General features: G+C 70.6%; 17 protein-coding genes. 1 reads left to right on the top strand and 16 read right to left on the bottom strand.

Annotation, left to right across the window (positions count from 1 at the left end; genetic code table 11):
• Positions 1-29: 29 nt before the first annotated feature.
• From ACWD5F_RS28020 to ACWD5F_RS27975, 10 genes are all read right to left on the bottom strand, one after another.
• The gene (locus ACWD5F_RS28020; protein WP_451258910.1) at positions 30-560 is read right to left on the bottom strand and encodes an AAA family ATPase; all 531 of its coding nucleotides are present in this window, start codon (positions 558-560) and stop codon (positions 30-32) included.
• A 19-nt stretch (positions 561-579) separates the two neighbouring features.
• Positions 580-2,889 (bottom strand): xanthine dehydrogenase family protein molybdopterin-binding subunit, encoded by a 2,310-nt coding sequence (locus tag ACWD5F_RS28015; RefSeq protein ID WP_401727069.1) that lies wholly within the window; start codon positions 2,887-2,889, stop codon positions 580-582.
• The gene (locus tag ACWD5F_RS28010) at positions 2,886-4,652 is read right to left on the bottom strand and encodes a 2Fe-2S iron-sulfur cluster-binding protein (protein ID WP_451258403.1); all 1,767 of its coding nucleotides are present in this window, start codon (positions 4,650-4,652) and stop codon (positions 2,886-2,888) included. Before ACWD5F_RS28010 ends, ACWD5F_RS28015 begins: the two co-directional genes overlap by 4 nt.
• Entirely contained in the window at positions 4,649-5,542 is an 894-nt protein-coding gene (locus ACWD5F_RS28005) for an FAD binding domain-containing protein (protein WP_124000315.1), read from the bottom strand. The genes ACWD5F_RS28010 and ACWD5F_RS28005 overlap by 4 nt, the downstream gene beginning before the upstream one ends.
• 266 nt (positions 5,543-5,808) lie before the next feature.
• Entirely contained in the window at positions 5,809-7,440 is a 1,632-nt protein-coding gene (locus tag ACWD5F_RS28000; RefSeq protein ID WP_451258400.1) for a beta-N-acetylhexosaminidase, read from the bottom strand.
• Position 7,441: 1 nt separating this feature from the next.
• Positions 7,442-8,287, bottom strand: coding sequence for a carbohydrate ABC transporter permease (locus ACWD5F_RS27995; protein WP_450352991.1), 846 nt, complete (start codon positions 8,285-8,287; stop codon positions 7,442-7,444).
• The gene (locus ACWD5F_RS27990; RefSeq protein ID WP_451258398.1) at positions 8,284-9,261 is read right to left on the bottom strand and encodes a carbohydrate ABC transporter permease; all 978 of its coding nucleotides are present in this window, start codon (positions 9,259-9,261) and stop codon (positions 8,284-8,286) included. The genes ACWD5F_RS27995 and ACWD5F_RS27990 overlap by 4 nt, the downstream gene beginning before the upstream one ends.
• Complete coding sequence (locus tag ACWD5F_RS27985; protein WP_451258395.1) at positions 9,261-10,553, bottom strand: extracellular solute-binding protein; 1,293 nt, start codon at positions 10,551-10,553, stop codon at positions 9,261-9,263. Before ACWD5F_RS27985 ends, ACWD5F_RS27990 begins: the two co-directional genes overlap by 1 nt.
• A 188-nt stretch (positions 10,554-10,741) precedes the next feature.
• Positions 10,742-11,017 carry a DUF3039 domain-containing protein gene (locus ACWD5F_RS27980; RefSeq protein WP_124000320.1) on the bottom strand — a complete coding sequence of 92 codons (276 nt, stop codon included), beginning with the start codon at positions 11,015-11,017 and terminating at the stop codon, positions 10,742-10,744.
• Positions 11,018-11,046: 29 nt separating this feature from the next.
• Positions 11,047-11,619, bottom strand: coding sequence for a YqgE/AlgH family protein (locus ACWD5F_RS27975; RefSeq protein ID WP_280881959.1), 573 nt, complete (start codon positions 11,617-11,619; stop codon positions 11,047-11,049).
• Between the two features lie 251 nt (positions 11,620-11,870).
• Here ACWD5F_RS27975 and murA point away from each other — a divergent pair, with 251 nt between their 5' ends.
• Entirely contained in the window at positions 11,871-13,217 is a 1,347-nt protein-coding gene (gene murA, locus ACWD5F_RS27970) for a UDP-N-acetylglucosamine 1-carboxyvinyltransferase (protein WP_451258393.1), read from the top strand.
• 118 nt (positions 13,218-13,335) lie between these two features.
• Here murA and ACWD5F_RS27965 read toward each other — a convergent pair whose 3' ends face one another.
• The 6 genes from ACWD5F_RS27965 to ACWD5F_RS27940 form a co-directional block, all read right to left on the bottom strand.
• Positions 13,336-13,617, bottom strand: coding sequence for an HU family DNA-binding protein (locus ACWD5F_RS27965; RefSeq protein ID WP_006374476.1), 282 nt, complete (start codon positions 13,615-13,617; stop codon positions 13,336-13,338).
• Between the two features lie 301 nt (positions 13,618-13,918).
• Entirely contained in the window at positions 13,919-15,334 is a 1,416-nt protein-coding gene (locus tag ACWD5F_RS27960; protein ID WP_401727082.1) for an NAD-dependent malic enzyme, read from the bottom strand.
• A 267-nt stretch (positions 15,335-15,601) separates the two neighbouring features.
• Positions 15,602-18,010, bottom strand: coding sequence for a HelD family protein (locus ACWD5F_RS27955; protein WP_451258390.1), 2,409 nt, complete (start codon positions 18,008-18,010; stop codon positions 15,602-15,604).
• 69 nt (positions 18,011-18,079) lie between these two features.
• Positions 18,080-18,895: an anti-sigma factor family protein gene (locus tag ACWD5F_RS27950; protein WP_451258388.1), complete on the bottom strand. Its 816-nt coding sequence runs from the start codon at positions 18,893-18,895 to the stop codon at positions 18,080-18,082.
• The gene (locus ACWD5F_RS27945) at positions 18,895-19,416 is read right to left on the bottom strand and encodes a sigma-70 family RNA polymerase sigma factor (protein ID WP_010039908.1); all 522 of its coding nucleotides are present in this window, start codon (positions 19,414-19,416) and stop codon (positions 18,895-18,897) included. The genes ACWD5F_RS27950 and ACWD5F_RS27945 overlap by 1 nt, the downstream gene beginning before the upstream one ends.
• Before the next feature lie 329 nt (positions 19,417-19,745).
• Positions 19,746-20,342: a CGNR zinc finger domain-containing protein gene (locus ACWD5F_RS27940; RefSeq protein WP_451258386.1), complete on the bottom strand. Its 597-nt coding sequence runs from the start codon at positions 20,340-20,342 to the stop codon at positions 19,746-19,748.
• Positions 20,343-20,512: the final 170 nt, after the last annotated feature.

The following is a 20,512-nucleotide window of genomic DNA, read 5'->3' as shown; positions in this document are numbered from 1 at the left end:
CGAGCCGCATCCACCGGATCACAGGACGTTCAGGACACCCTCGCCCGTTCCCGTCCCGCCATGATCGCCTCCACCGTCTGCCCCACCGTCAGCTCCGAACTGTCCAGCCACAGGCCGATCCGGGGTGTGCGGGTACGCAGTACGTCGTCGAGGGCCGGGATCGTCCAGGCCGTGCCGTAGCCGGTCTTCGGGCGGCCCTCCTCGCGTGCGGCGACCGCATCCGCGTCCGGTGCCAGGACGACGACGTGGAGCGGCCTCGTGCGCACCAGGCCGACGTACGTCTCCAGTCGCTCGCCCAGGATCACGTCCTGCACCACGGCCGTGAACCCGGCCTCCGCGTACGCGTCCGCCGTGGCCGCCGACAGCCGGTACCGCAGCCGGAGTTGGGCCTCTCCCCCGCCCCGGGCGCCGGGCTCGTACTCCTCGCGGCCCGTCACGATCATCCGCCGGAAGACGTCTCCACGCACGTGTGCCGCTCGCGGGAGGCGCTCCGCCAGCGCCTGCGCCACCGTCGACTTGCCGGCCGCCATCACGCCGGTGATCAGGACGACCCCGCGCAGCACAGCGACTACAAGGAGGTCACTGGGACGTGACCACGGCCGCCTGGGGGCGGATCGGCAGGCGGTTCACCGGGCGGCCCGTCGCGGCCCGTACGGCGGACGCGATGGCCGCCGGGGAGGTGACCACGGGCGCCGCGCTGACCGCCTTCGCGCCGAAGGGGGCGACCACGTCGCGCTCCTCGACGAGCTTGACGATCCGGATGTCGGGGGTGTCCAGGGCCGTCGGCAGGGAGTAGCCGGTGAGGTCTGGGTGGCGGATCAGCCCGCGCGCGGTACGCAGGTTCTCCGTCAGCGCGATGCCCACGCCCTGGGTGACGCCCGCCTCGATCCGGGCGGTCAGCTGCGCCGGGTTGAGCACGCGGCCGACGTCCTGGGCGAGCGCCAGCTCCACGACGCGTACCGAGCCGAGTTCGATGTCGACGTCCACGACCGCGCGGATCGCGCAGAACGCCATGCCGACGAAGGCGTCGCCCTGGCCGTGCTCGCCGAGCGGCTCGGTCGGGTGCGGGCGGCACTGGGCCGTCGCCCACAGTTCCTTGCCGTCCATCGCCTCGGTGACGGTGGTCGACAGGACTCCGTCGTACGACGTGATCTTGCCGTCGGTGATCTGCAGCAGCTCCGTGGACATGCCGAACTTGTGCGCCAGCGGCTGCAGGAGCTGGGTGCGGACCATCTTGGCCGCGCGCTCCACCGCACCGCCCGACACCCAGGTGTGCCGGCCGCGGCAGCCCGGGCCGGCCGGCGGCTGGTCGGTGTCCACGGGCGCGACGTGCACCTCGTCGATACCGAGGGTCTCCTGGACGATCTGGCGCGCGAGCGTGGTGAATCCCTGGCCGGTCTCCACCGCCGCGCACAGCACGGTCGCGATGCCGTCGTGGACCTTCACGGTCGCCGTGGAGACCTCGTCGGCACCCTCCGCGCCGAGCACGTGCACCATGCCCAGGCCGTAGCCCACGCCCCGGCGCACCGCGCCCGGTTCGCCCGCGCCCTCGGGACCGCCGGGCAGCAGCCACTCGTCCTCGGGGGTGTCCTTGGGGAGCGCGGGCAGCGGGAAGTCCCGTACCGCCTGGAGGAGTTCGGCGACCGGCGCGGGGCACGTCACCGTCTGGCCGGTCGGGAGCACGTCGCCGGTGGCCATGACGTTGCGCATGCGCAGGTCGGCCGGGTCGACGCCGAGTCTCTTGGCCAGCTTGTCCATCTGCGCCTCGTAGGCGGCGCACACCTGCATGGCGCCCTCGCCGCGTACGTGGCCGGAGGGCGGGTTGTTGGTGCGTACGGCCCAGCCCTCGATGAAGGCGTTCGGGACGACGTAGGGGCCGCAGGCGAAGCCGACGGCGGCGGCCAGGGCCTCCGCGGAGGTGTCGGCGTAGGCGCCCGAGTCGAGCAGGATCTGCGCCTCGACCTTGACCAGCCGGCCCTCGGCGTCGGCGTGGTGGCGGTAGCGCAGCAGGGTGGGGTGGCGGTGGGTGTGGCCGAGGAAGGACTCCTCGCGCGTGGCGGTGAGTTTCACCGGGCAGCCGGTCTTCAACGCGAGCAGGCCGAGCGGGAGTTGGAAGCCCTGGTCCTCGCGGTCGGCGGTGGCGCCGGGCACACCGGTGACGACGATCTTCACGCGCTCGGGTTCGAGGCCGTAGCAGGCGGCGGCCGTGTCGCGGTCGCCGTGCGGGTCGGTGGAGGCCAGGTACAGCTCGACGCCACCGTCGGGGCGGGGCACGGCGAGGCCGGCCTCGGCGCCGATGGGGGCGGGGTCCTGGCGGCCGATGCGGTAGAGGCCCTCGACGACGATCTCGCCGGCCGCGTCGGGGTCGCCGTGGCGCAGCGGGATGTGCCGGATCAGGTTGCCGTCGGGGTGCAGCGGTTCGGCCTCGAAGGCCTGCTCGGGGTCGGTCACCGGGTCGAGCACCTCGTACTCGACGCTGATCGCGGCGGCGGCCATGCGCGCGGTGTCGGGGTGGTCGGCGGCGACGGCCGCGATGGGCTCGCCGTGATGACGTACGACCTCGGAGGCGAAGACCGGGCGGTCGGCCTCGCCGCGCCCGTAGAACTCGCTGCCGGGGACGTCCTCGTGGGTGATGACGGCCCGTACGCCGGGCATCTCCCGCGCGTGGGTGGTGTCGATGGAGACGATGCGCGCGTGCGGGTGCGGGGAGCGCAGTACGGCGGCCCACAGCAGGCCCTCGGCCCACAGGTCGGCCGCGTACGGGAACGTGCCCTCGGTCTTCGCGCGCGCGTCGGCCGCCGGCAGGGAGGAGCCGAGGCCGTGCGGGATCGGCTCGGCGGCGGGGGCTGCCTCCGCGGTGCTGGTCGCGGTGGCGGCTTCGTTGGTCACGCCTGGCCTCCGTCCTGTCCGTGCGCCTGGTCGTGCGCCCGGTGGGGCTCGAACGCGGACGGGTTGATCCCGCCGGCTCCCGGGCCCGCCTGGTGAGGAATACGTGCCTCGTCGCCGTCCTGTTCGGACGAGTCTCCGGCGGAGTGCGCCTCGCGTTCGGCGACGACCTCCTTGACGGCGTTCAGGACGCCCCGGTAGCCGGAGCAGCGGCACAGGTTGCCGCACAGGGCCTGGCGGGCCTCCAGCTCGGTCGGCGCCGGGTTGCCCTCCAGGAGGTCGTGGACCGTCATCGCCATGCCGGGCACGCAGAAGCCGCACTGGACGGCGCCGCAGCGGGCGAGCGCCCGTTGCACGTCCGAGGGCTGTCCGTCCTCGGCGAGGCCTTCGACGGTGCGTACTTCGGAGCCCGCGGCGGTCACGGCGGGGACCAGGCAGGAGGCGACGAGCCGTCCGTCGACCTGGACGTTGCAGGCCCCGCACTCGCCCTGCGAGCAGCCGTCCTTGGCGCCCGCGAGACCGAGCCGCTCGCGCAGCACGTAGAGCAGCGATTCGCCGACCCAGGCGTCGGAGACGGGCCGGTCCGCGCCGTTGACGCGCAGGACGTAGGAGGCGAGGGGGTGTTCCTCGCCGGGAGGCGGTGGCGGGGCGGCGTCGGCCGAGGTGTCGGGGTGGCCCTCGGAGACCGCGTGGCCGTCGTCGGCGGAGCCTTCGTGGCCGTCGGACTCGACGGGACCGGCGGGCGCCGGGCGGACCGCGGTGTCCGAACCGTCCGACGCGTCACGGGTGTCGGAGCCGGCGGAGGCGTGAGCCTCGGTGTCGCTCCGTCCGTTCGCGGTGTCCCGGGCGGACCCGGCGAAGGGCTCCACGGGCCTCTCAGGCGCCTCAGCGGCCTCCTGGGCGCCCTCGGACACTCTCGCCGCCGCTGCGGCCTCTCCGGGGCCGTGAGGGGGCCGTGAGGCGGCTACGGCGGAGACTTCCCCGTAGGCCTCCGGCGTCTGTTCGTCCGTGCGAGGCGCGATGTCCTGCGCGCCGGCCGCCTGCCGGGCTCCGGCGTGGTCGTCGACGTCCGGTTCGTCGGAGTGCGGCGGCATGCTCAAGGGGCGGCGCGTGCCCGCGTGTCCGGCAGCGGCATGCGGTTCGCCGACTCCCGGCGACTCGTCGGTGAGGGCGCCCGACTCCTGCGCCCACGGCTGCCCCGTCCCGTCCGTCGCCCAGGGCGCGGCGGCGCCGCCGGGCAGGGTGGCCGGCGGGGTGCCGCCCCACTGCTGGACCAGGGACGACGTGGTGAACTCGCCCGATTCGTCCGGAAGATCACCGTCGGCGACGGGAATCGACCACTGCCCGGTCACGTCCTGGCCGGGCTGACCGGGGTGTCCCGTCCCGTGCGGCGGGGTCCCGCTGCCGCCGGGCGGCTCCTCGAAGGCCCACTGCTGCGTGGACGCGGGGTTGTACGCGAACCGGTCGCCCTCCTGCGGGACGCTGTTCGGGTCGGGCCACTGGGCGCCCTCGCCCGGCGCGGGCATCGCCCAACCGCCGGTCCCCGAGGGGTCGGCGTCGGTCGAGCCGGGCGTGGCCGCTATCTGCGGCGGCACATACCCGTGCCCCGGCGCGGCCAGCGGCTCGGCGGAGGCCAGGAGCGCCTCGATGCCGCCCTCGGGGAGTTTCACGAAGGCGGTGGCGCCGTCGTCGTAGTCGCCCTGGGGCAGCGGGTTCCAGCGGCCGCCGCCCTGGGGGGCGCCTTCTCCGTGCTGGTCGTCGGTCACGACAGCGCCCTCCCCAGTGCTCGTCGGGCCAGCGCGGCGACGGTGCGCCGCAGATGCAGTACGGCGGGCGGAAGCGGTTGCACGGACCCGTCCGGCTCCGGGACCGGGTCGGGGATGCAGGCCGCGGCGACGTACTCGCCGAAGGCGGTGAGCGCCTCCGGGACGATCGTGCGGCCGTTGTCCCAGTCGATGAGGCGGGCGACCCAGTGCTCGGCGTCCAGCGGGCGCAGCGGCATCGGCGCTATGGCTCCGACGGCGCACCGCACTCCGCGCCGGGCGGGGTCCAGGACGACCGCGACGGACGCGACGGCGCGTCCGGGGCCGGTCCGTCCGGTGGCCTTCAGGAAGACCTGCGGCGCGTGCAGCAGCGGCATCCTTACGAAGCCGATGAGTTCGCCGCCGCGCAGCATGTCCACGCCGGCCAGCAGGTGCGAGACCGGGATCTCCCGGCGGGCGCCGGCCGGACCCGCGATGATCAGCGTCGCCTCCAGGGCGGCCAGCACGGGCAGCGCGTCCCCGGTGGGGGCGGCCGAGGCGATGTTGCCGCCCAGGGTGCCCGCGTTGCGGATCTGCGGCGGACCGGCGGCGCGGGCCGCGGCGGCCAGCGCCGGGATCAGGGCGGCGAAGTCGGGGCGGCCCATACGCGCGTGCGTGAGTCCCGCGCCGAGCAGCGCGTGGCCGTCCTGGTACTGCCAGCCGCGGATCTCGCTGATGCGGCCGAGGCCGACCAGCGCGGCGGGCCTGAGCTGCCCGGAGTTGACGGCGGCCATGAGGTCGGTGCCGCCGGCCACGGGCACGGCGGCGGGCATGGCGGACAGGGCCGCCACGGCTTCGTCCAGCGTCGTGGGCAGCGTGACGGACTGCGCCGACTGCGGTGCTTGCGTGGTCAAACCGGCTGCCCCTTCCCGCTGCCCCACCTGGTCCCACCTGTGCTGCCGTACGGTACGTGCTGACAGGGCGGACGTGGCAACTCTGGCACATCTTCGCAGGGGCCGAAGACAGGGGTCCGCTAGGCGGCATTCGCCCCCCTCACCAGCGAGATGACCCGTTTTCGCACCGCATCACCGGAGCGTGCGAATTGGCACTCTTCGGTGATGCTTGCGACGATTTTCCCCTACCTGTTCGGCAGGGGTGCCCAGTTGTTCGGCGGGGTGGGCTACCTGTGCGGCGGCAGCCCCTCGATCGGGCGGCCGAGCACACCGGGGCGTCGCTGCCACGGCAGCGGACCGGTCGGCGGGCGGTAGGCGACGCCCAGGGCGTCGAGGCGCGCGTAGTGGGTGGTCATCCGGCGCTCGAAATCGGCGAAGTCCCGTTCCGCCGGGGCCGGCAGGGCGCTCCAGGCCACCTCGGCGAAGGCCGCGAGCCGCGGGAACGTCTGGTAGTCCACGCGCGCTTGATCCTCCATCACCTCGGTCCACACGTTGGCCTGGGTACCGAGGACGTGCCGCGCCTCCTCGGGGGTCAACTCGGCCGGAACGGGCTCGAAGCGGTAGACGTCCTCCAGGGTGCGCACGAACCCGATGGGTACGGGCTCGTCGGGGCCGCCGTGCTGACGGTGGTCCAAGTACACGTACTGCTCGGGGCACATGACGACGTCGTGGCCCGCGCGCGCGGCGGCGATCCCGCCCCCGTAGCCCCGCCAGGAGGAGACCGCCGCGCCCTCGGCGAGGCCGCCCTCCAGGATCTCGTCCCAGCCGATGAGCCGGCGCCCGCGCGCGGACAGCCACGTGTCGAAGTGCCGGACGAACCAGGACTGCAACTCGTCCTCGTCCGCGAGCTCGAGTTCCTTGATGCGGTTCTGCGCGGTGTGCGACTCCCGCCACTGGTCCTTGGGACATTCGTCACCCCCGATGTGGATGAACTCCGAGGGGAAGAGCGCGAGCACTTCCTCGAACACCCCCTCGTAGAACTCAAGAGTGTTGTCAGTGGGGGCCAGTACGTTGGGATTGACCCCCCAGGTGTCCCAGACGGAGAGGGCGGTGGTGTCGATGACGTCGGTGTTGCCGAGTTCCGCGTACGCGGCGATGGCGGCCTGCGAGTGGCCCGGTACGTCGATTTCGGGGACGACGGTGATATGCCGCTCGGCGGCGTACGCGACGATCTCCCGGATGTCGTCCTGGGTGTAGAAGCCTCCGTGCGGCTTCTCGTCCCACAGCGGCGAGGCGCGGTGGCCGAATTTCGTGCGGGACCGCCAGGACGCGGTCTCCGTCAGTTTCGGGTACCGCTGGATCTCGACGCGCCAGCCCTGGTCGTCCGTCAAGTGGAAGTGGAAGACGTTGAGTTTGTGCGCGGCGAGCAGGTCGAGGTAGCGCAGCACGCCTTCTTTGGGCATGAAGTGCCGGGCGACGTCGAGCATGAGGCCACGCCAGCCGAATCGCGGGGCGTCCTCGATGGTCTGGTGGGGCACGCCGTACGTCGTGCCGGGGTCGATCGGCGCGCGCCGGAAGGCCGCGGGGCCCAGCAGCTGACGCAGCGTCTGGGCGCCCCAGAACACGCCGGCCGCGCTGCCGCCGGTGATCGTGACACCCAGCGTGGCGACCACCTCAAGGCGGTACGCCTCCGGCGCCAGGGTCTCGTCGAGCCGCAGCGCAACGGTGTTGGGCTCCCCCTCCCGCCCCGGTGCCAACGGCAGACCGAGGGCGGCGCCGAGCGTCGACCGCAGCCAGCGCTGGGTGCCCTCGGTGCCGGGCTCGCCCCACAGGGCGGTGTCCGACTCGAACGGGAAACCGCACCGCCCCGCACCCTCGACCGCGCGAGGCGCCGGGATCAGTTCCGTCAGTGAAGTCACGTCAGTCCTTAACCGCTCCGCCCAGCCCCGAGACCAGACGTCGCTGTACGAGTACGAAGAACACCAGCACCGGAATCGTCATCACCGTGGACGCCGCCATCACGCCGCCCCAGTCCGGCTCGTCCGGCTTGAAGAAGACCAGCAGGGCCATCGGCAGGGTCGACTGGGACGTGTCGCTGATGATGAAGGACTTGGCGAACAGGAAGTCGTTCCAGGCCGAGATGAAGGAAAACACGCTCGTGGCCACGAGCCCCGGGAAGACCAGCGGGAAAAGGATCTGCCACAGGAATCGCGCCCGGCTCGCCCCGTCCATGTACGCGGCCTCCTCCAGCGCGTCCGGCACGGCTTTCACGAACCCCCGCAGCATCCAGATCGCGAAGGGCAGCGAGAACGCGATGTGCGGCAGGATCAGCGAGCCCAGCGTGTTGAGTTGGTTGAAGTCCCGCATGAGGAAGAACAACGGGATCGTGAGCGCCTCGACCGGCACCATCTGAGCGACCAGAAACATGATCAGCAGCGTGGTCCGGAAGCGGAACCGGAATCGCGTCACGGCGGTCGCGGCGAGAAACGCGATGAGTGCCGAGGCGATCACGACACTGCCCGCGACGACCAGGCTGTTGACGAAATACCGACCGAAATCCTGCTGCCCGAACACGCGCCGGAAGGAATCCAGCGAGGGCGCCAGCGTCCAGGGCCGCGGCTCGCTGGACTCGATCTCACCGGCGGGCTTGAAGGCGCCGAGCACCATCCAGTAGAGGGGGAAGGCGACGACGACGGCGACGAGCAGCGCCGACAGTTCGGCCGCCAGCCGCCAGGGGCGCCGCAGTTGGGCCCGTACGAGATTCACAGTTCCTCCCCCTGCCGGCGCAGCAGCCGCAGGTACACGAGCGTCACGGCGAGCAGCATCAGCAGCATCACGACGCCGATCGCCGAGCCGAGGCTGTACTGCGAGGACGCGAACGCCTGTTGGTAGGCGTACACGTTCAGGACGAGGTTCTGGCCCGCGATGCCGCCGCCGTTGGTCATGACGTAGATCTGCGTGAAGACCTTGAAGTCCCAGATGACGGACTGGATGGTCACCACGGTCAGGATCGGCCGCAGCATCGGCGCCAGCACGGACCGCCAGATCCGCCACTGCGAGGCGCCGTCCAGCGCGGCGGCCTCGAGGACCTCGGCCGGTACGGCGCGGATGCCGGCGTAGACCGTGACCATCACGAACGGGAAGGAGCACCACACCACTTCGAGCAGGACGAGGAAGAACGCGCTGATCCGTCCGTACGTCCACGAGTGGTCGCCGAGGCCGAGGATCCGGTTCACCGGGCCGAAGTCCGGGTCGAAGAGGAAGAGCCAGACGGTGGACCCGGTGACCGCCGGGGTCGCCCAAGCGCCGAGCGCGGCCAGCATCAACGCAAGCCGCGGCACGGCCCGCACCCGGGTGAGCAGCACGGCGAGCGCGCAGCCGACGGCGAGCGTCGAGACCACGCACCCGGCCGCGAACACCACGGTCGCCAGCAGGACTTGCCAGAACTCGGGGTCCGAGAAGAGCGTGCTGTAGTTCCCGAACCCCTCGAAGGTGGTCGGTTCCCCACCACTCACCTGAGCCTGCGTGTAGTGGAAGAAGGAGATCAGCCCGAGTTGGTAGATGGGATAGACCAGCAACCCACCGAGCACGACGAGGGCAGGGGCGAGATAGAGCCACGGGGTCCAACGACCAAGGTTCCGCTGATGCCGCAAGGGGCGCGAGGAACTGCGCGACCAGCCACGACCGGCGCGCACCCGTCCACTCTCCGCGCCCCCCGAGCTCTTAGACGCGACCGGCATCACCCGGCGGAGCCAAACGCGTCGTCCATCTTCGTCGCCGCTTCCTTCGCCGCAGCGTCAACGTTCTTCTTGCCGCTGATGACCTCCTGGAGCAGGTTCGGCAGCACCAGCTGGGAGTCGATCTGCGACCAACCCGGCGACGCGGGCACGAACTTGGTCCCGGCACCCAGCGTCTGCACGAAGGGCTTCTCGAACGGCACCTTCGCCGCGGCCGCGTCCCGCACATCGGTGAACGTCGGCAGGAAGCCCATCGCGTCGAACATCGAGGCCTGGGTCTTCTTCGAGGTGAGCTGCTCCATCAGATCGACGGCGAGCGAGCGGTGCGACGTGCTCTTCAGGACACCGATGTTGTTGCCGCCCGCGAAGGCCGGGGCTATCGACCCTGACGCCACACCGGGCAGCGGCACCACCGCGTACTTGCCCTTCACCTTGCCCGCCTCGACGGCCGCGTGACTGAAGTCGCCGCCGATCGCCATGCCGGCCTTGCCGGCCGCGAACGCGGTGATCGTGTCGTTGCCGCCCATCCCGGCGCACTTGGCGGCGGGACAGTTGTCGGAGGTGAACAGGGACGTGTAGGCCTTGATGCCCTTCTGGGCGGCCGCGCTGTCGATGGCGGAGGTGTATGAGTCGCCCTCGCCGGTGGCGAGTTCACCGCCGTTGGCCCAGACGAAGGGCATCGCGCCGTACGTGTAGGCGCCGCCGACGACCAGGCCGTACAGGTCGGGCTTCTCGGCGCGGATCTTGCGGGCCGTGGTGGCCAACTCGGCCATCGTCTTGGGGGGTTGCAGTCCCAGGTCCTTGAAGACGTCGGTGCGGTAGTACAGGGCGCGGACGCCGACGTAGAACGGGGAGCCGTACTGCTTGCCGTCGACGGTGACCGACTGCTTGGCCGTGGGGTCGGTGTCCTTGGCCTCGCTCCAGGCGCCGAACTCCTTGGTGACGTCGAGGAGTCCGCCGTCGTGGACGTACCCGGCGGTGTCGGTGTTGCCGAACTCCATCACGTCCGGCGCGGACTTCGGGTCGTTGAAGGCGGCCTTGACGCGCTGGGCGCGGGTCTCGACGGGGATGTACTCGACGTCGACCTTGGTGCCCTTGTGCGCCTTCTGGAAGGCGTCGACCACGGAGTCGACGACCTTCTCCTTCGGGTCGTTGCCGACCTCCTGGAACAGCCACACCCGCAGGGTGCCGTCCTTGTCGTCCTTCTCGGAGGAGGAGTTGGAGGAGGTCTGGGGGGCGCAGGCGGTGACGACCAGGGCGGTCAGCACGACGGCGAGTCGGGGAGAGAGCTTCATGGAGTGGTCCTCCGAGAGTGCGTTGCAACATATGCAATGACTGTTTCGCTCTGCACAACGCTCCGGAGACTAGGGACAACATGAACACGCCCACAAGAGGTCTCAACCACTTCGTGACATGCAAAAGGCCCCCGGGGCACGCCGAACGCGCCCCAGGGGCCTTGAGAAGCCTCAGGTGTTACGTGGTGCTACTTGTCCTTGTCGTCGTCCCCACCACTGCCCATGGAGTCGTAGATCTCCTTGCACATGGGACAGACGGGATACTTCTTCGGATCGCGGCCCGGCACCCAGACCTTGCCGCACAGCGCCACGACGGGGGTCCCGTCGAGGGCGCTCGCCATGATCTTGTCCTTCTGGACGTAGTGGGCGAAGCGCTCGTGGTCGCCGTCGCCGTGGGACACCTGTGGCGTCGGCTCTACGAGGGTCCCCGTACCAGTCCCGCGCTCGGGCTCAAGAGTGCTCATGGCGCCAAGGGTACTGAAGCTCACACGCATCAGTTGAGCGAAGGGTCGTCCGGGTACGTGGCCACCATCGCGAGCTCGTTGCGCTGGCGGCGCAGGACCGCGCGCCAGAGTCTCTCCGGGGACGGCGAGGAGACGTCGCCGGGCTCCGACTCGACGACGTACCAGGCGCCCTCCACCAGCTCGTCCTCCAGCTGGCCCGGACCCCAGCCGGCGTATCCGGCGAAGATCCGCAGGGAGCCGAGGGCCGAGGCGAGGAGTTCCGGCGGGGCCTCCAGGTCGACCAGGCCGATCGCGCCGTGCACCCGGCGCCAGCCCAGCGGGGCGCGCTCGGCGGAGGAGCCGCCGGGGATGACGGCGACGCCCAGGGCGGAGTCGAGGGAGACCGGGCCGCCCTGGAAGACGACGCCGGGCTCGCCGGCGAGGTCGCCCCAGCCGTCCAGGATGTCGCCGACGTCGACCGGGGTCGGCCGGTTGAGGACGACACCGAGGGAGCCCTCCTCGTCGTGGTCGAGAAGGAGCACCACCGCACGGTCGAAGTTCGGGTCCGCCAGGGCGGGCGTGGCCACGAGCAGCCGCCCTGTGAGCGAGGACACCTCGGTCATGGCAGACATGATCCCGCATCTTCCCTCCGCGTGGGGAGGCAATGGGTGTTCGCGGGTGAATGCAGCTCAGGGCGCACAGGTGCGTCCCGAGCGCACGGGAGCGGCGGTGACCCCATGTGTCCGACGTGCAGCGGTTCGTGTTGTGACAGAGCTATGACGTGGCTGAGGCGTGCCTGGGCTTACAGAAGGGGGGTACGCGGCGATTACGCTTGCCCCTCTGGCCCTGCCCCCCTCACCGGAACGCGAGATACATGACCGTCAACGGCTCTGACGACGTACTGCTTGTCCACGGTGGAACCCCGCTGGAAGGCGAGATCCGGGTCCGCGGTGCGAAGAACCTCGTACCGAAGGCCATGGTCGCCGCCCTGCTGGGCAGTGAGCCGAGTCGACTGCGCAACGTTCCGGACATCCGTGACGTGCGTGTCGTACGCGGCCTGCTGCAACTGCACGGGGTGACGGTCCGTCCGGGTGAGGAGCCGGGCGAGTTGGTGATGGACCCCTCCCACGTGGAGAGCGCGAACGTCGCCGACATCGACGCGCACGCGGGCTCCAGCCGCATCCCGATCCTGCTCTGCGGCCCGCTGCTGCACCGCCTGGGCCACGCGTTCATCCCGGGGCTCGGCGGCTGCGACATCGGCGGCCGGCCGATCGACTTCCACTTCGAGGTGCTGCGGAAGTTCGGCGCGACGATCGAGAAGCGGGCGGACGGGCAGTACCTGGAGGCACCGCAGCGGCTGCGCGGTACGAAGATCCAGCTGCCGTACCCGTCCGTGGGCGCGACCGAGCAGGTGCTGTTGACGGCCGTCCTCGCGGAGGGCGTCACGGAGCTCGCGAACGCGGCGGTGGAGCCGGAGATCGAGGACCTGATCTGCGTCCTTCAGAAGATGGGCGCCATCATCGCGATGGACACCGACCGCACGATCCGCGTCACGGGCGTGGACCGGCTCAGCGGCTACAACCACCGTGCCCTCCCGGACCGCCTGGAGGCCGCCTCGTGGGCGTCCGCGGCGCTGGCGACCGAAGGCAACATCTACGTCCGCGGCGCCCAGCAGCGCTCGATGATGACGTTCCTGAACACCTACCGGAAGGTGGGCGGTGCCTTCGAGATCGACGACGAGGGCATCCGGTTCTGGCACCAGGGCGGCCAGTTGAAGTCCATCGCCCTCGAGACGGACGTGCACCCGGGCTTCCAGACGGACTGGCAGCAGCCGCTCGTCGTGGCGCTGACCCAGGCGACGGGCCTGTCGATCATCCACGAGACGGTGTACGAGTCCCGCCTCGGATTCACCTCCGCACTCAACCAGATGGGTGCACACATCCAGCTGTACCGCGAGTGCCTGGGCGGCTCGAACTGCCGCTTCGGCCAGCGCAACTTCCTCCACTCGGCCGTGGTGTCGGGCCCCACCCGCCTCCAGGGCGCCGACCTGGTCATCCCCGACCTGCGCGGCGGTTTCTCCTACCTCATCGCCGCGCTGGCCGCCCAGGGCACGTCCAGGGTCCACGGCATCGACCTCATCAACCGCGGCTACGAGAACTTCATGGAGAAGCTCGTGGAGCTGGGCGCGAAGGTGGAACTGCCGGGCAAGGCACTCGGATAGCCCCGGGGCGAAAGCCCAGAGAAGCGTTTCTACGACGATGGGGCGGCCACCCTGACCGGGTGGCCGCCCCATTCGCGTTGCTGAGCCTCGTACGCAATGCCGTCGCGTACGCGAAGGCTTACTTGCCCTTGGCGGCTTCCTTGAGCTTCGAGCCCGCGGACACCTTGACGCTGTAGCCGGCGGGGATGTCGATCGGGTCACCGGTCTGCGGGTTGCGCGCGGTGCGAGCGGCACGGTGGGTGCGCTCGAAGGTCAGGAAGCCGGGGATGGTGACCTTCTCGTCGCCCTTGGCGACGATCTCACCGACGGTCTCGGCGAACGCCGCCAGAACGGCGTCGGCGTCCTTGCGGGTCACCTCGGCGCGGTCGGCCAGCGCGGCCACCAGCTCACTGCGGTTCATGTCGTTACTCCCGTGTTCTTCTTGCTGTTGGGGCGTGCCACGCGGCGGAGCCGCATGTGTAGGCGCTGTGAAGTCCGATGCGCTCGCGCCCAGGGAGGCATCCTGCCCCTACCTGCGGCGGGAAAGCCAATCCGGCACCCATAGGGAGTCGCTAGTACACCCTGGGGAGTCACACGGAAGGCCTGAGCGTGCCCGCCACCCTAAAGGGCGGTCATCAACTCGCCGTTCCACGACGCGCCGAGGCGGCCAGGTGGTGATCCTCACAGCCCTTGCACCGTACGCCACGGCTACGACATCGCGCCTACGAGGCCGCGCCCGCCGCCTTCGCCGCGTCCCGGACCGCTCCGGCCACCGCGCCCGCGACCTTGTCGTTGAAGACGCTCGGGATGATGTAGTTCGGGTTGAGTTCCTCCCGGGTCACGACGTCCGCGAGAGCGGTCGCCGCGGCCAGCATCATCTCGGTGTTGACGGTGCGGGACTGGGCGTCCAGCAGGCCGCGGAAGACACCCGGGAAGACCAGCACGTTGTTGATCTGGTTCGGGAAGTCGGAGCGGCCGGTGGCCACGACAGCCGCCGTCTGACGGGCGATCGCCGGGTCGACCTCGGGGTCGGGGTTCGCGAGCGCGAACACGATGGCGCCGTCGGCCATGGCGGCCACGTCGTCCCCGTCCAGCACGTTCGGGGCGGAGACGCCGATGAAGACATCCGCTCCGCGAACGGCTTCCTTCAACGTGCCCGTCAGGTTCTCGGGGTTGGTGTTGTCGGCGATCCAGCGCAGCGGCGAGTCGGCCGCCGCGTCCACCAGGTCCTCGCGGCCGGAGTGCACGACGCCGTGGATGTCGGCGACGACGGCGTTCTTCACGCCCGCGGCGATCAGCAGCTTGAGGATGGCCGTACCGGCCGCGCCCGCACCGGACATGACGACCCGGATGTTCTCGATCTCCTTGCCCGCCACGCGCAGCGCGTTGGTGAGGGCGGCCAGGACCACGATCGCCGTGCCGTGCTGGTCGTCGTGGAAGACGGGGATGTCGAGGGCCTCGCGCAGCCGGGCCTCGATCTCGAAGCAGCGCGGCGCGGAGATGTCCTCCAGGTTGATGCCGGCGAAGCCGGGGGCGATCGCCTTGACGATCGCGACGATCTCGTCGGTGTCCTGGGTGTCCAGGCACAGCGGCCAGGCGTCGATGCCGGCGAACCGCTTGAAGAGGGCCGCCTTGCCCTCCATGACCGGCAGCGCGGCCTTGGGGCCGATGTTGCCGAGGCCGAGGACCGCGGAGCCGTCCGTCACGACCGCAACGGAGTTGCGCTTGATGGTGAGGCGCCGGGCGTCCTCGGGGTTCTCGGCGATCGCCATGCACACGCGGGCCACGCCCGGGGTGTAGATCATGGAGAGGTCGTCACGGTTGCGGATGGGGTGCTTGGACTGCATCTCGATCTTGCCGCCGAGGTGCATCAGGAACGTACGGTCCGAGACCTTGCCGAGGGTGACGCCCTCGATGCCGCGCAGCTGCTGGACGATCTCGTCGGCGTGCGCGGTGGAGGTCGCGGCGATGGTGACGTCGATCCGGAGCGTCTCGTGCCCGGACGCCGTCACGTCGAGGCCGGTGACCGAGCCTCCGTGGGACTCCACGGCGGTGGTGATCTGGGAGACCGCCGTTCCGCTGGCGGGCACCTCCAGACGGACCGTGATCGAGTAGGAGACGCTGGGCGCCGTTGCCATGGCCGACTTCCTCTGCTTTCACCTGTGATGCTTTGTGCCGTCCGATGGTCGCACCTACCGATGAGTAGGCGTTAGTCGGACCGGATTGCGAACCTTGTGTTCACAGGGGAGAGGAGAGAGTGACACCGACCCGCCATGCTCGCCTCGCGGCAAGTGGTCGCTCGTAGCGACGAAGGTTGGGCCCGGGGGCTTGGATCGGGCCGGTGTCACGTCCAGGCTAACAAACAGATCCCGTAAGGCCATTCCCGTACGGGGAGTTCACAGGAATCAGTCCCTCAGCAGATCGGGCACGCCGGACGCGTCCGGCTCGTCCCGGTCGGCGGAGACCACGGTGAGCTGCTGGGTCGCCCGGGTCAGGGCCACGTACAGCACCCGCAGTCCGGCCGGTGACTCGTCCGCGATCTCGGCCGGGGAGACGACGACCGTCGCGTCGTACTCCAGGCCCTTGGCCTCCAGGCTGCCCAGGGCCACCACCCGGTCGCCCAGCCCGGCGAGCCAGCGCGCCGCCTCCTCGCGGCGGTTCATCGCGACGACGACACCGACCGTGCCGTCGACGAGCCCGAGCAGCCGGTCGGCCTCGGCCCGGACGGTCTGCGCCAGGGATTCCCGTACGACGGTGAAGCGGGGCTGTACGCCGGTGGAGCGCACCGCCCGTGGTGACTCGGAGCCGGGCATGGCCAGCGCCAGCACCTTCGCCGCGAGGTCGGCGATCTCGGAGGGGTTGCGGTAGTTGACGGTGAGCTGGAAGCGGCGGCGCGGGCGGGTGCCCAGGGCCTCGTCGCGGGCCTCGGCCGCCTCGTCCACGTCGGACCAGGAGGACTGGGCCGGGTCGCCGACGACCGTCCAGGTGGCGTGCCGGCCGCGGCGGCCGACCATGCGCCACTGCATCGGCGTGACGTCCTGGGCCTCGTCGACGATGACGTGCGCGTACTCGGTACGCTCCTGGGCGAGCCGCTCGGCCCGCTCCCACTGCGTCTCCTCGCGGGTCGGCATCAGCTCCTCCAGACCCGTCAGCTGGTCCAGCGGATCCAGTTCGCGCCGCTTCCTGGGGCGGGCCGGGACGCCGAGGATCGCCTGGAGCTCGTCGAGCATGGCGATGTCGTGCACGGAGTACCCGTCCCGGCGCAGCGAGCGGGCCACCCGGCGGATCTCGCCGGGGTTGAGGATCCGCCGCGCCCAGCGGCCCAGGCGCCGCTCGTCGGCCATCGCGTCCAGCACGGCTCTGGGGGTCAGCTCGGGCCACCAGGCGTCCAGGAACGCCGTGAACGCGTCCTCCGCGGTGATGTCCTCGTCGAAGGACGAGCGCAGTTCGGCGGCGAGTTCCGGGTCGGTGTGCCGGGTGCCCGCGCCGGACCGGGCCCACAGGGCGTCCAGGAGGAGCTTGCGGGCGCGCGGGCGCAGCAGGTTGACGGGGGCGGTGCCGCTGAGCGCGTTCTGGCGGATACGTTCCAGCGCGTCCGCCTCCAGCTCCAGCCGGCGCCCGAAGGCGACCACGCGCAGCCGGGAGGTGGAGACCGGTCCGCGCGGGTCGGTCTCGGGCGAGTCCCCGCCGGGTCCGTCACCGAAGTCGTCGCCGAAGGAGAGCTGGCCGGCGGCGGGCCGGGCGGAGCCGGCGCTACCCGCGCGCCCCTGCTCCAGTGCCCCGCGGGCGGCCTTCCGCAACACCTTGAGCATGCGGTAGGAGCCCTTGGCGCGGGCCACGGCCGGGGCGTCGTACAGGGTGGCCTCGGCGCCGTCGACCAGCGAGCCGATCGCCCGGATCGCGACCTGGCCCTCCTCGCCGAGGGAGGGCAGGACGCCCTCGGTGTAGGCGACCAGCAGCGGGGTGGGCGAGACGATGAGGATGCCGCCCGCGTACCGGCGCCGGTCCTGGTAGAGCAGGTAGGCGGCGCGGTGCAGCGCCACCGCCGTCTTCCCCGTCCCGGGACCGCCCTCGACATACGTCACGGAGGCGGCGGGGGCGCGGATGACCAGGTCCTGCTCGGCCTGGATGGAGGCGACGATGTCCCGCATGGTGTGCCCGCGCGCCTGGCCGAGGGCGGCCATGAGGGCGCCGTCACCGATGACGGGCAGCTGCTGTCCGTCCAGCAGGGCGGTCAGCTCGGGGCGCATGAGGTCGTCCTCGACACCGAGCACCTTGCGTCCCTTGGAGCGGATCACCCGGCGCCGCACGACCCGTCCCGGGTCCACCGGGGTGGACCGGTAGAACGGCGCCGCCGCGGGCGCCCGCCAGTCGATGACCAGCGGGGCGTACTCGGAGTCCAGGACGCCGATGCGCCCGATGTGCAGGGTCTCCGCGATGTCGGCGGTGTTGTCGTCCCGTACGGCGCCTTCGGCCGGTTCCACGGCGGTGTAGGCGCCGTCGGGCCCCTTCTTGCCGTCCTTGCCGAGGAGCAGGTCGATCCGGCCGAAGAGGAAGTCCTCGAACTCGTTGTTGAGCCTGTTGAGGTGGATGCCGGCCCGGAAGACCTGGGCGTCCCGCTCGGCGAGCGCGCCGGGCGTGCCGACCTGGCCACGCTTGGCCGCGTCGTTCATCAGGAACTCGGCCTCGTGGATCTTCTCCTCAAGGCGCTGGTACACCCGGTCGAGATGTTTCTGTTCGACGCTGATCTCGCGATCGCGGACCGAATCCGCTGCGGCGTCGACCGCGGTTTCCTGCTGAGCCTGTGCGGCCACCGGGCCCCCTTCTGACGTGCTGGGCAGCCGTCAACCGTACGCGAAGGGGGCCGGTGGAAGCTACGTTCACTACGCGTCTACTGCCACGAGCTTCTTGCCGTCGAAGGTCATGACCTCGAAATGATCGATCTCGTTGGGCTGGAAAGCGGCCCCGCCCTGGGCGTAGAGGGGTGCCTTGGCCTGCTCGGTCTTGGCGTTCGGGATGCCGTAGCCCCACTTCGGGACCGACCAGGTGGACATCGTCTCGCGCTCGCCGTTCTTGCCGACGGCGATGAGTGAGCACTTCAACGGGCCCTTGACGTTACTGAGTTCGACGACACCCCAGGTGCCCCAGTCCTTCTTCGCCACCGCGACGGTCGCCTGGACCTTGGTGGAGGAGTCGGTCGCGGAGACCTTGTCGGAGATGGAGGTGAAGGCGGCCTTGGCGCCGGCCTCGTCACCGGTACCGCCGCTCGAACCGCCGCCGTTCACCGCGATCGCCGCCAGCGGACCGGCGATGATCAGTGCCGCCGCTGCCGCCACCATGTAGAAGCTGCGCCGCCGCTTGAGGGCACGCTTCTCGCCGACCTCGTCGACCAGCTTCTCCACGAGCCGAGGGCTCGGCTTGGCGGAGAGGGACTCGCCGATGGCGGGAGTGCCGGTGCCGGGCAGGTCCGCGAGGGCGGCCAGCATCGGCTCCATCCCGGCCAGCTCGTCGAGCTGCTGGGCGCACCACTCGCAGGTGGCGAGGTGGATTTCGAAGGCGGTCGCCTCGGCGTCATCGAGGATTCCGAGTGCGTAGGCCCCGACGGTTTCGTGTTCGTTCGGGCCCGGAGATCCCATCATGGAGCCAGACATACCCGAACCACCTGTGCCGAATCCCTGGTTTCCCCCGTAAACACTCATCACGCCGTCACCCCCCGCTCCTCCAGTGCCAGCTTCATCGAGCGCAACGCGTAGAACACGCGTGACCGCACGGTGCCACTGGGAATTCCGAGCGTCTCAGCCGCCTCGTTGACGGTACGCCCCTTGAAGTACGTCTCGACGAGCACCTCCCGGTGGGCCGGGGTCAGGTCGTCGAGCGCGTCAGACAGCGTCATCAGCCACAGCGCCTTGTCGATCTCGTCCTCCGCGGGGATGACCTCCAGCGGCGACGGATCGACCTCCTGCGGCCGGGCCTGCCGGCTGCGGTGGCCGTCGATGACGATGCGGCGAGCGACCGTCACCAGCCAGGGGCGTACCGATCCGGTCGCTCGATTGAGCTGACCGGCGTTCTTCCAGGCACGGATGAGTGTCTCCTGCACGACGTCCTCTGCTCGCTGCCGATCTCCGGCGACCAGCCTGAGTACGTACGCAAGGAGAGGTCCGGCATGCTCTCTATAGAGGGCACGCATCAGCTCCTCATCAGGTTCCGAGGGCTGGGACATGCGATGTCGGGCCCTCGATCCACGTTCATTGGCCACGACGGAATCCTTGCGCACGCCCACCTCCGGTGTCCGGGGGATCCCCCAGTCGGTCGCTCCTCCACAGGTACGGATGTGGTCTCCGTCATGTTCAACGGGAGGCGACAGTTTTCTCCGGGGTGTCATGACGAGGGGGACATGGGTGCACATTCCTACCGCGCGATCTTTACATTTCCACCACATCGCCTCTCTGAGGTCAGGTGCCGTTGGCATATTCGGACCAAACACAGTGTTGTCGAAATCACTTCGACAACATGACCGCACTCCCCCCACAGAAGCCGCTTACCGGACACCTAGGCTCGGGCGAGTGCCGCCCGCCGACGGTGCCGGGCGACTCTTTCGCGGTTTCCGCAGACCTCGCTGGAGCACCAGCGCCTTCTGCGGCCCCGGGACGAATCGACATAAAAGATCGGACAGTTGTCGCCCTCGCACTGCCGCAGTCCGGCCCGCGCGACCGGGTCGGTGAGCAGTTCCACGGCGTCCCGCGCGATCGCCCCGAGCAGCGCCGCGCACTCGGGCGGCCCGTCCAACTCCCGCACCAGCGCCCCGTCCTCGCCGCGCACGGCCCGCGGGGCGGGCGGCGCGACCCGGGCGATCTCGTTCACGCGGGCGAGCGCGATGTCGTACGTCGGCCTGGGCGGCGTGGCCACCGCCCCACTGACCAACTGTCCGATCTGTCCGCGCAGTTCACGGAAGTCGACCAGCCAGGACGGGTCGGCGTGGGTCAGCGGGACGCCCGGCGGGACCAGGCCCGCGCCGGTGATCCACGCGCACAGAACCTCCACGGAGTCGAACCGTTCCTCGGGATGAGAGGTCGCGAGCAGGTCGAGACAGACCCGTCCGGCGTCGTACCGGAGTTCGTACGCGACCGTGGCCGTACCCAGTGCCATGTGCCTGTCACCGCCTGGCTCGGGAAGCTGAGGGCAGAGGAACCGTTCCCTCATACAGTGCCTTCCCGCTCCCGTGGCCGGAACCCCTCATACCCACAGGACCCGTGGACGGGCGCTTATGCGGGTGCGCGTCTCGGCGATGTCCGGGGCGGGCCGGGGTCCGTTGACTG

It is taken from the genome of Streptomyces sp. NPDC002499, from assembly GCF_053595415.1.
This window is presented reverse-complemented; position numbering and strand designations above follow the sequence as displayed.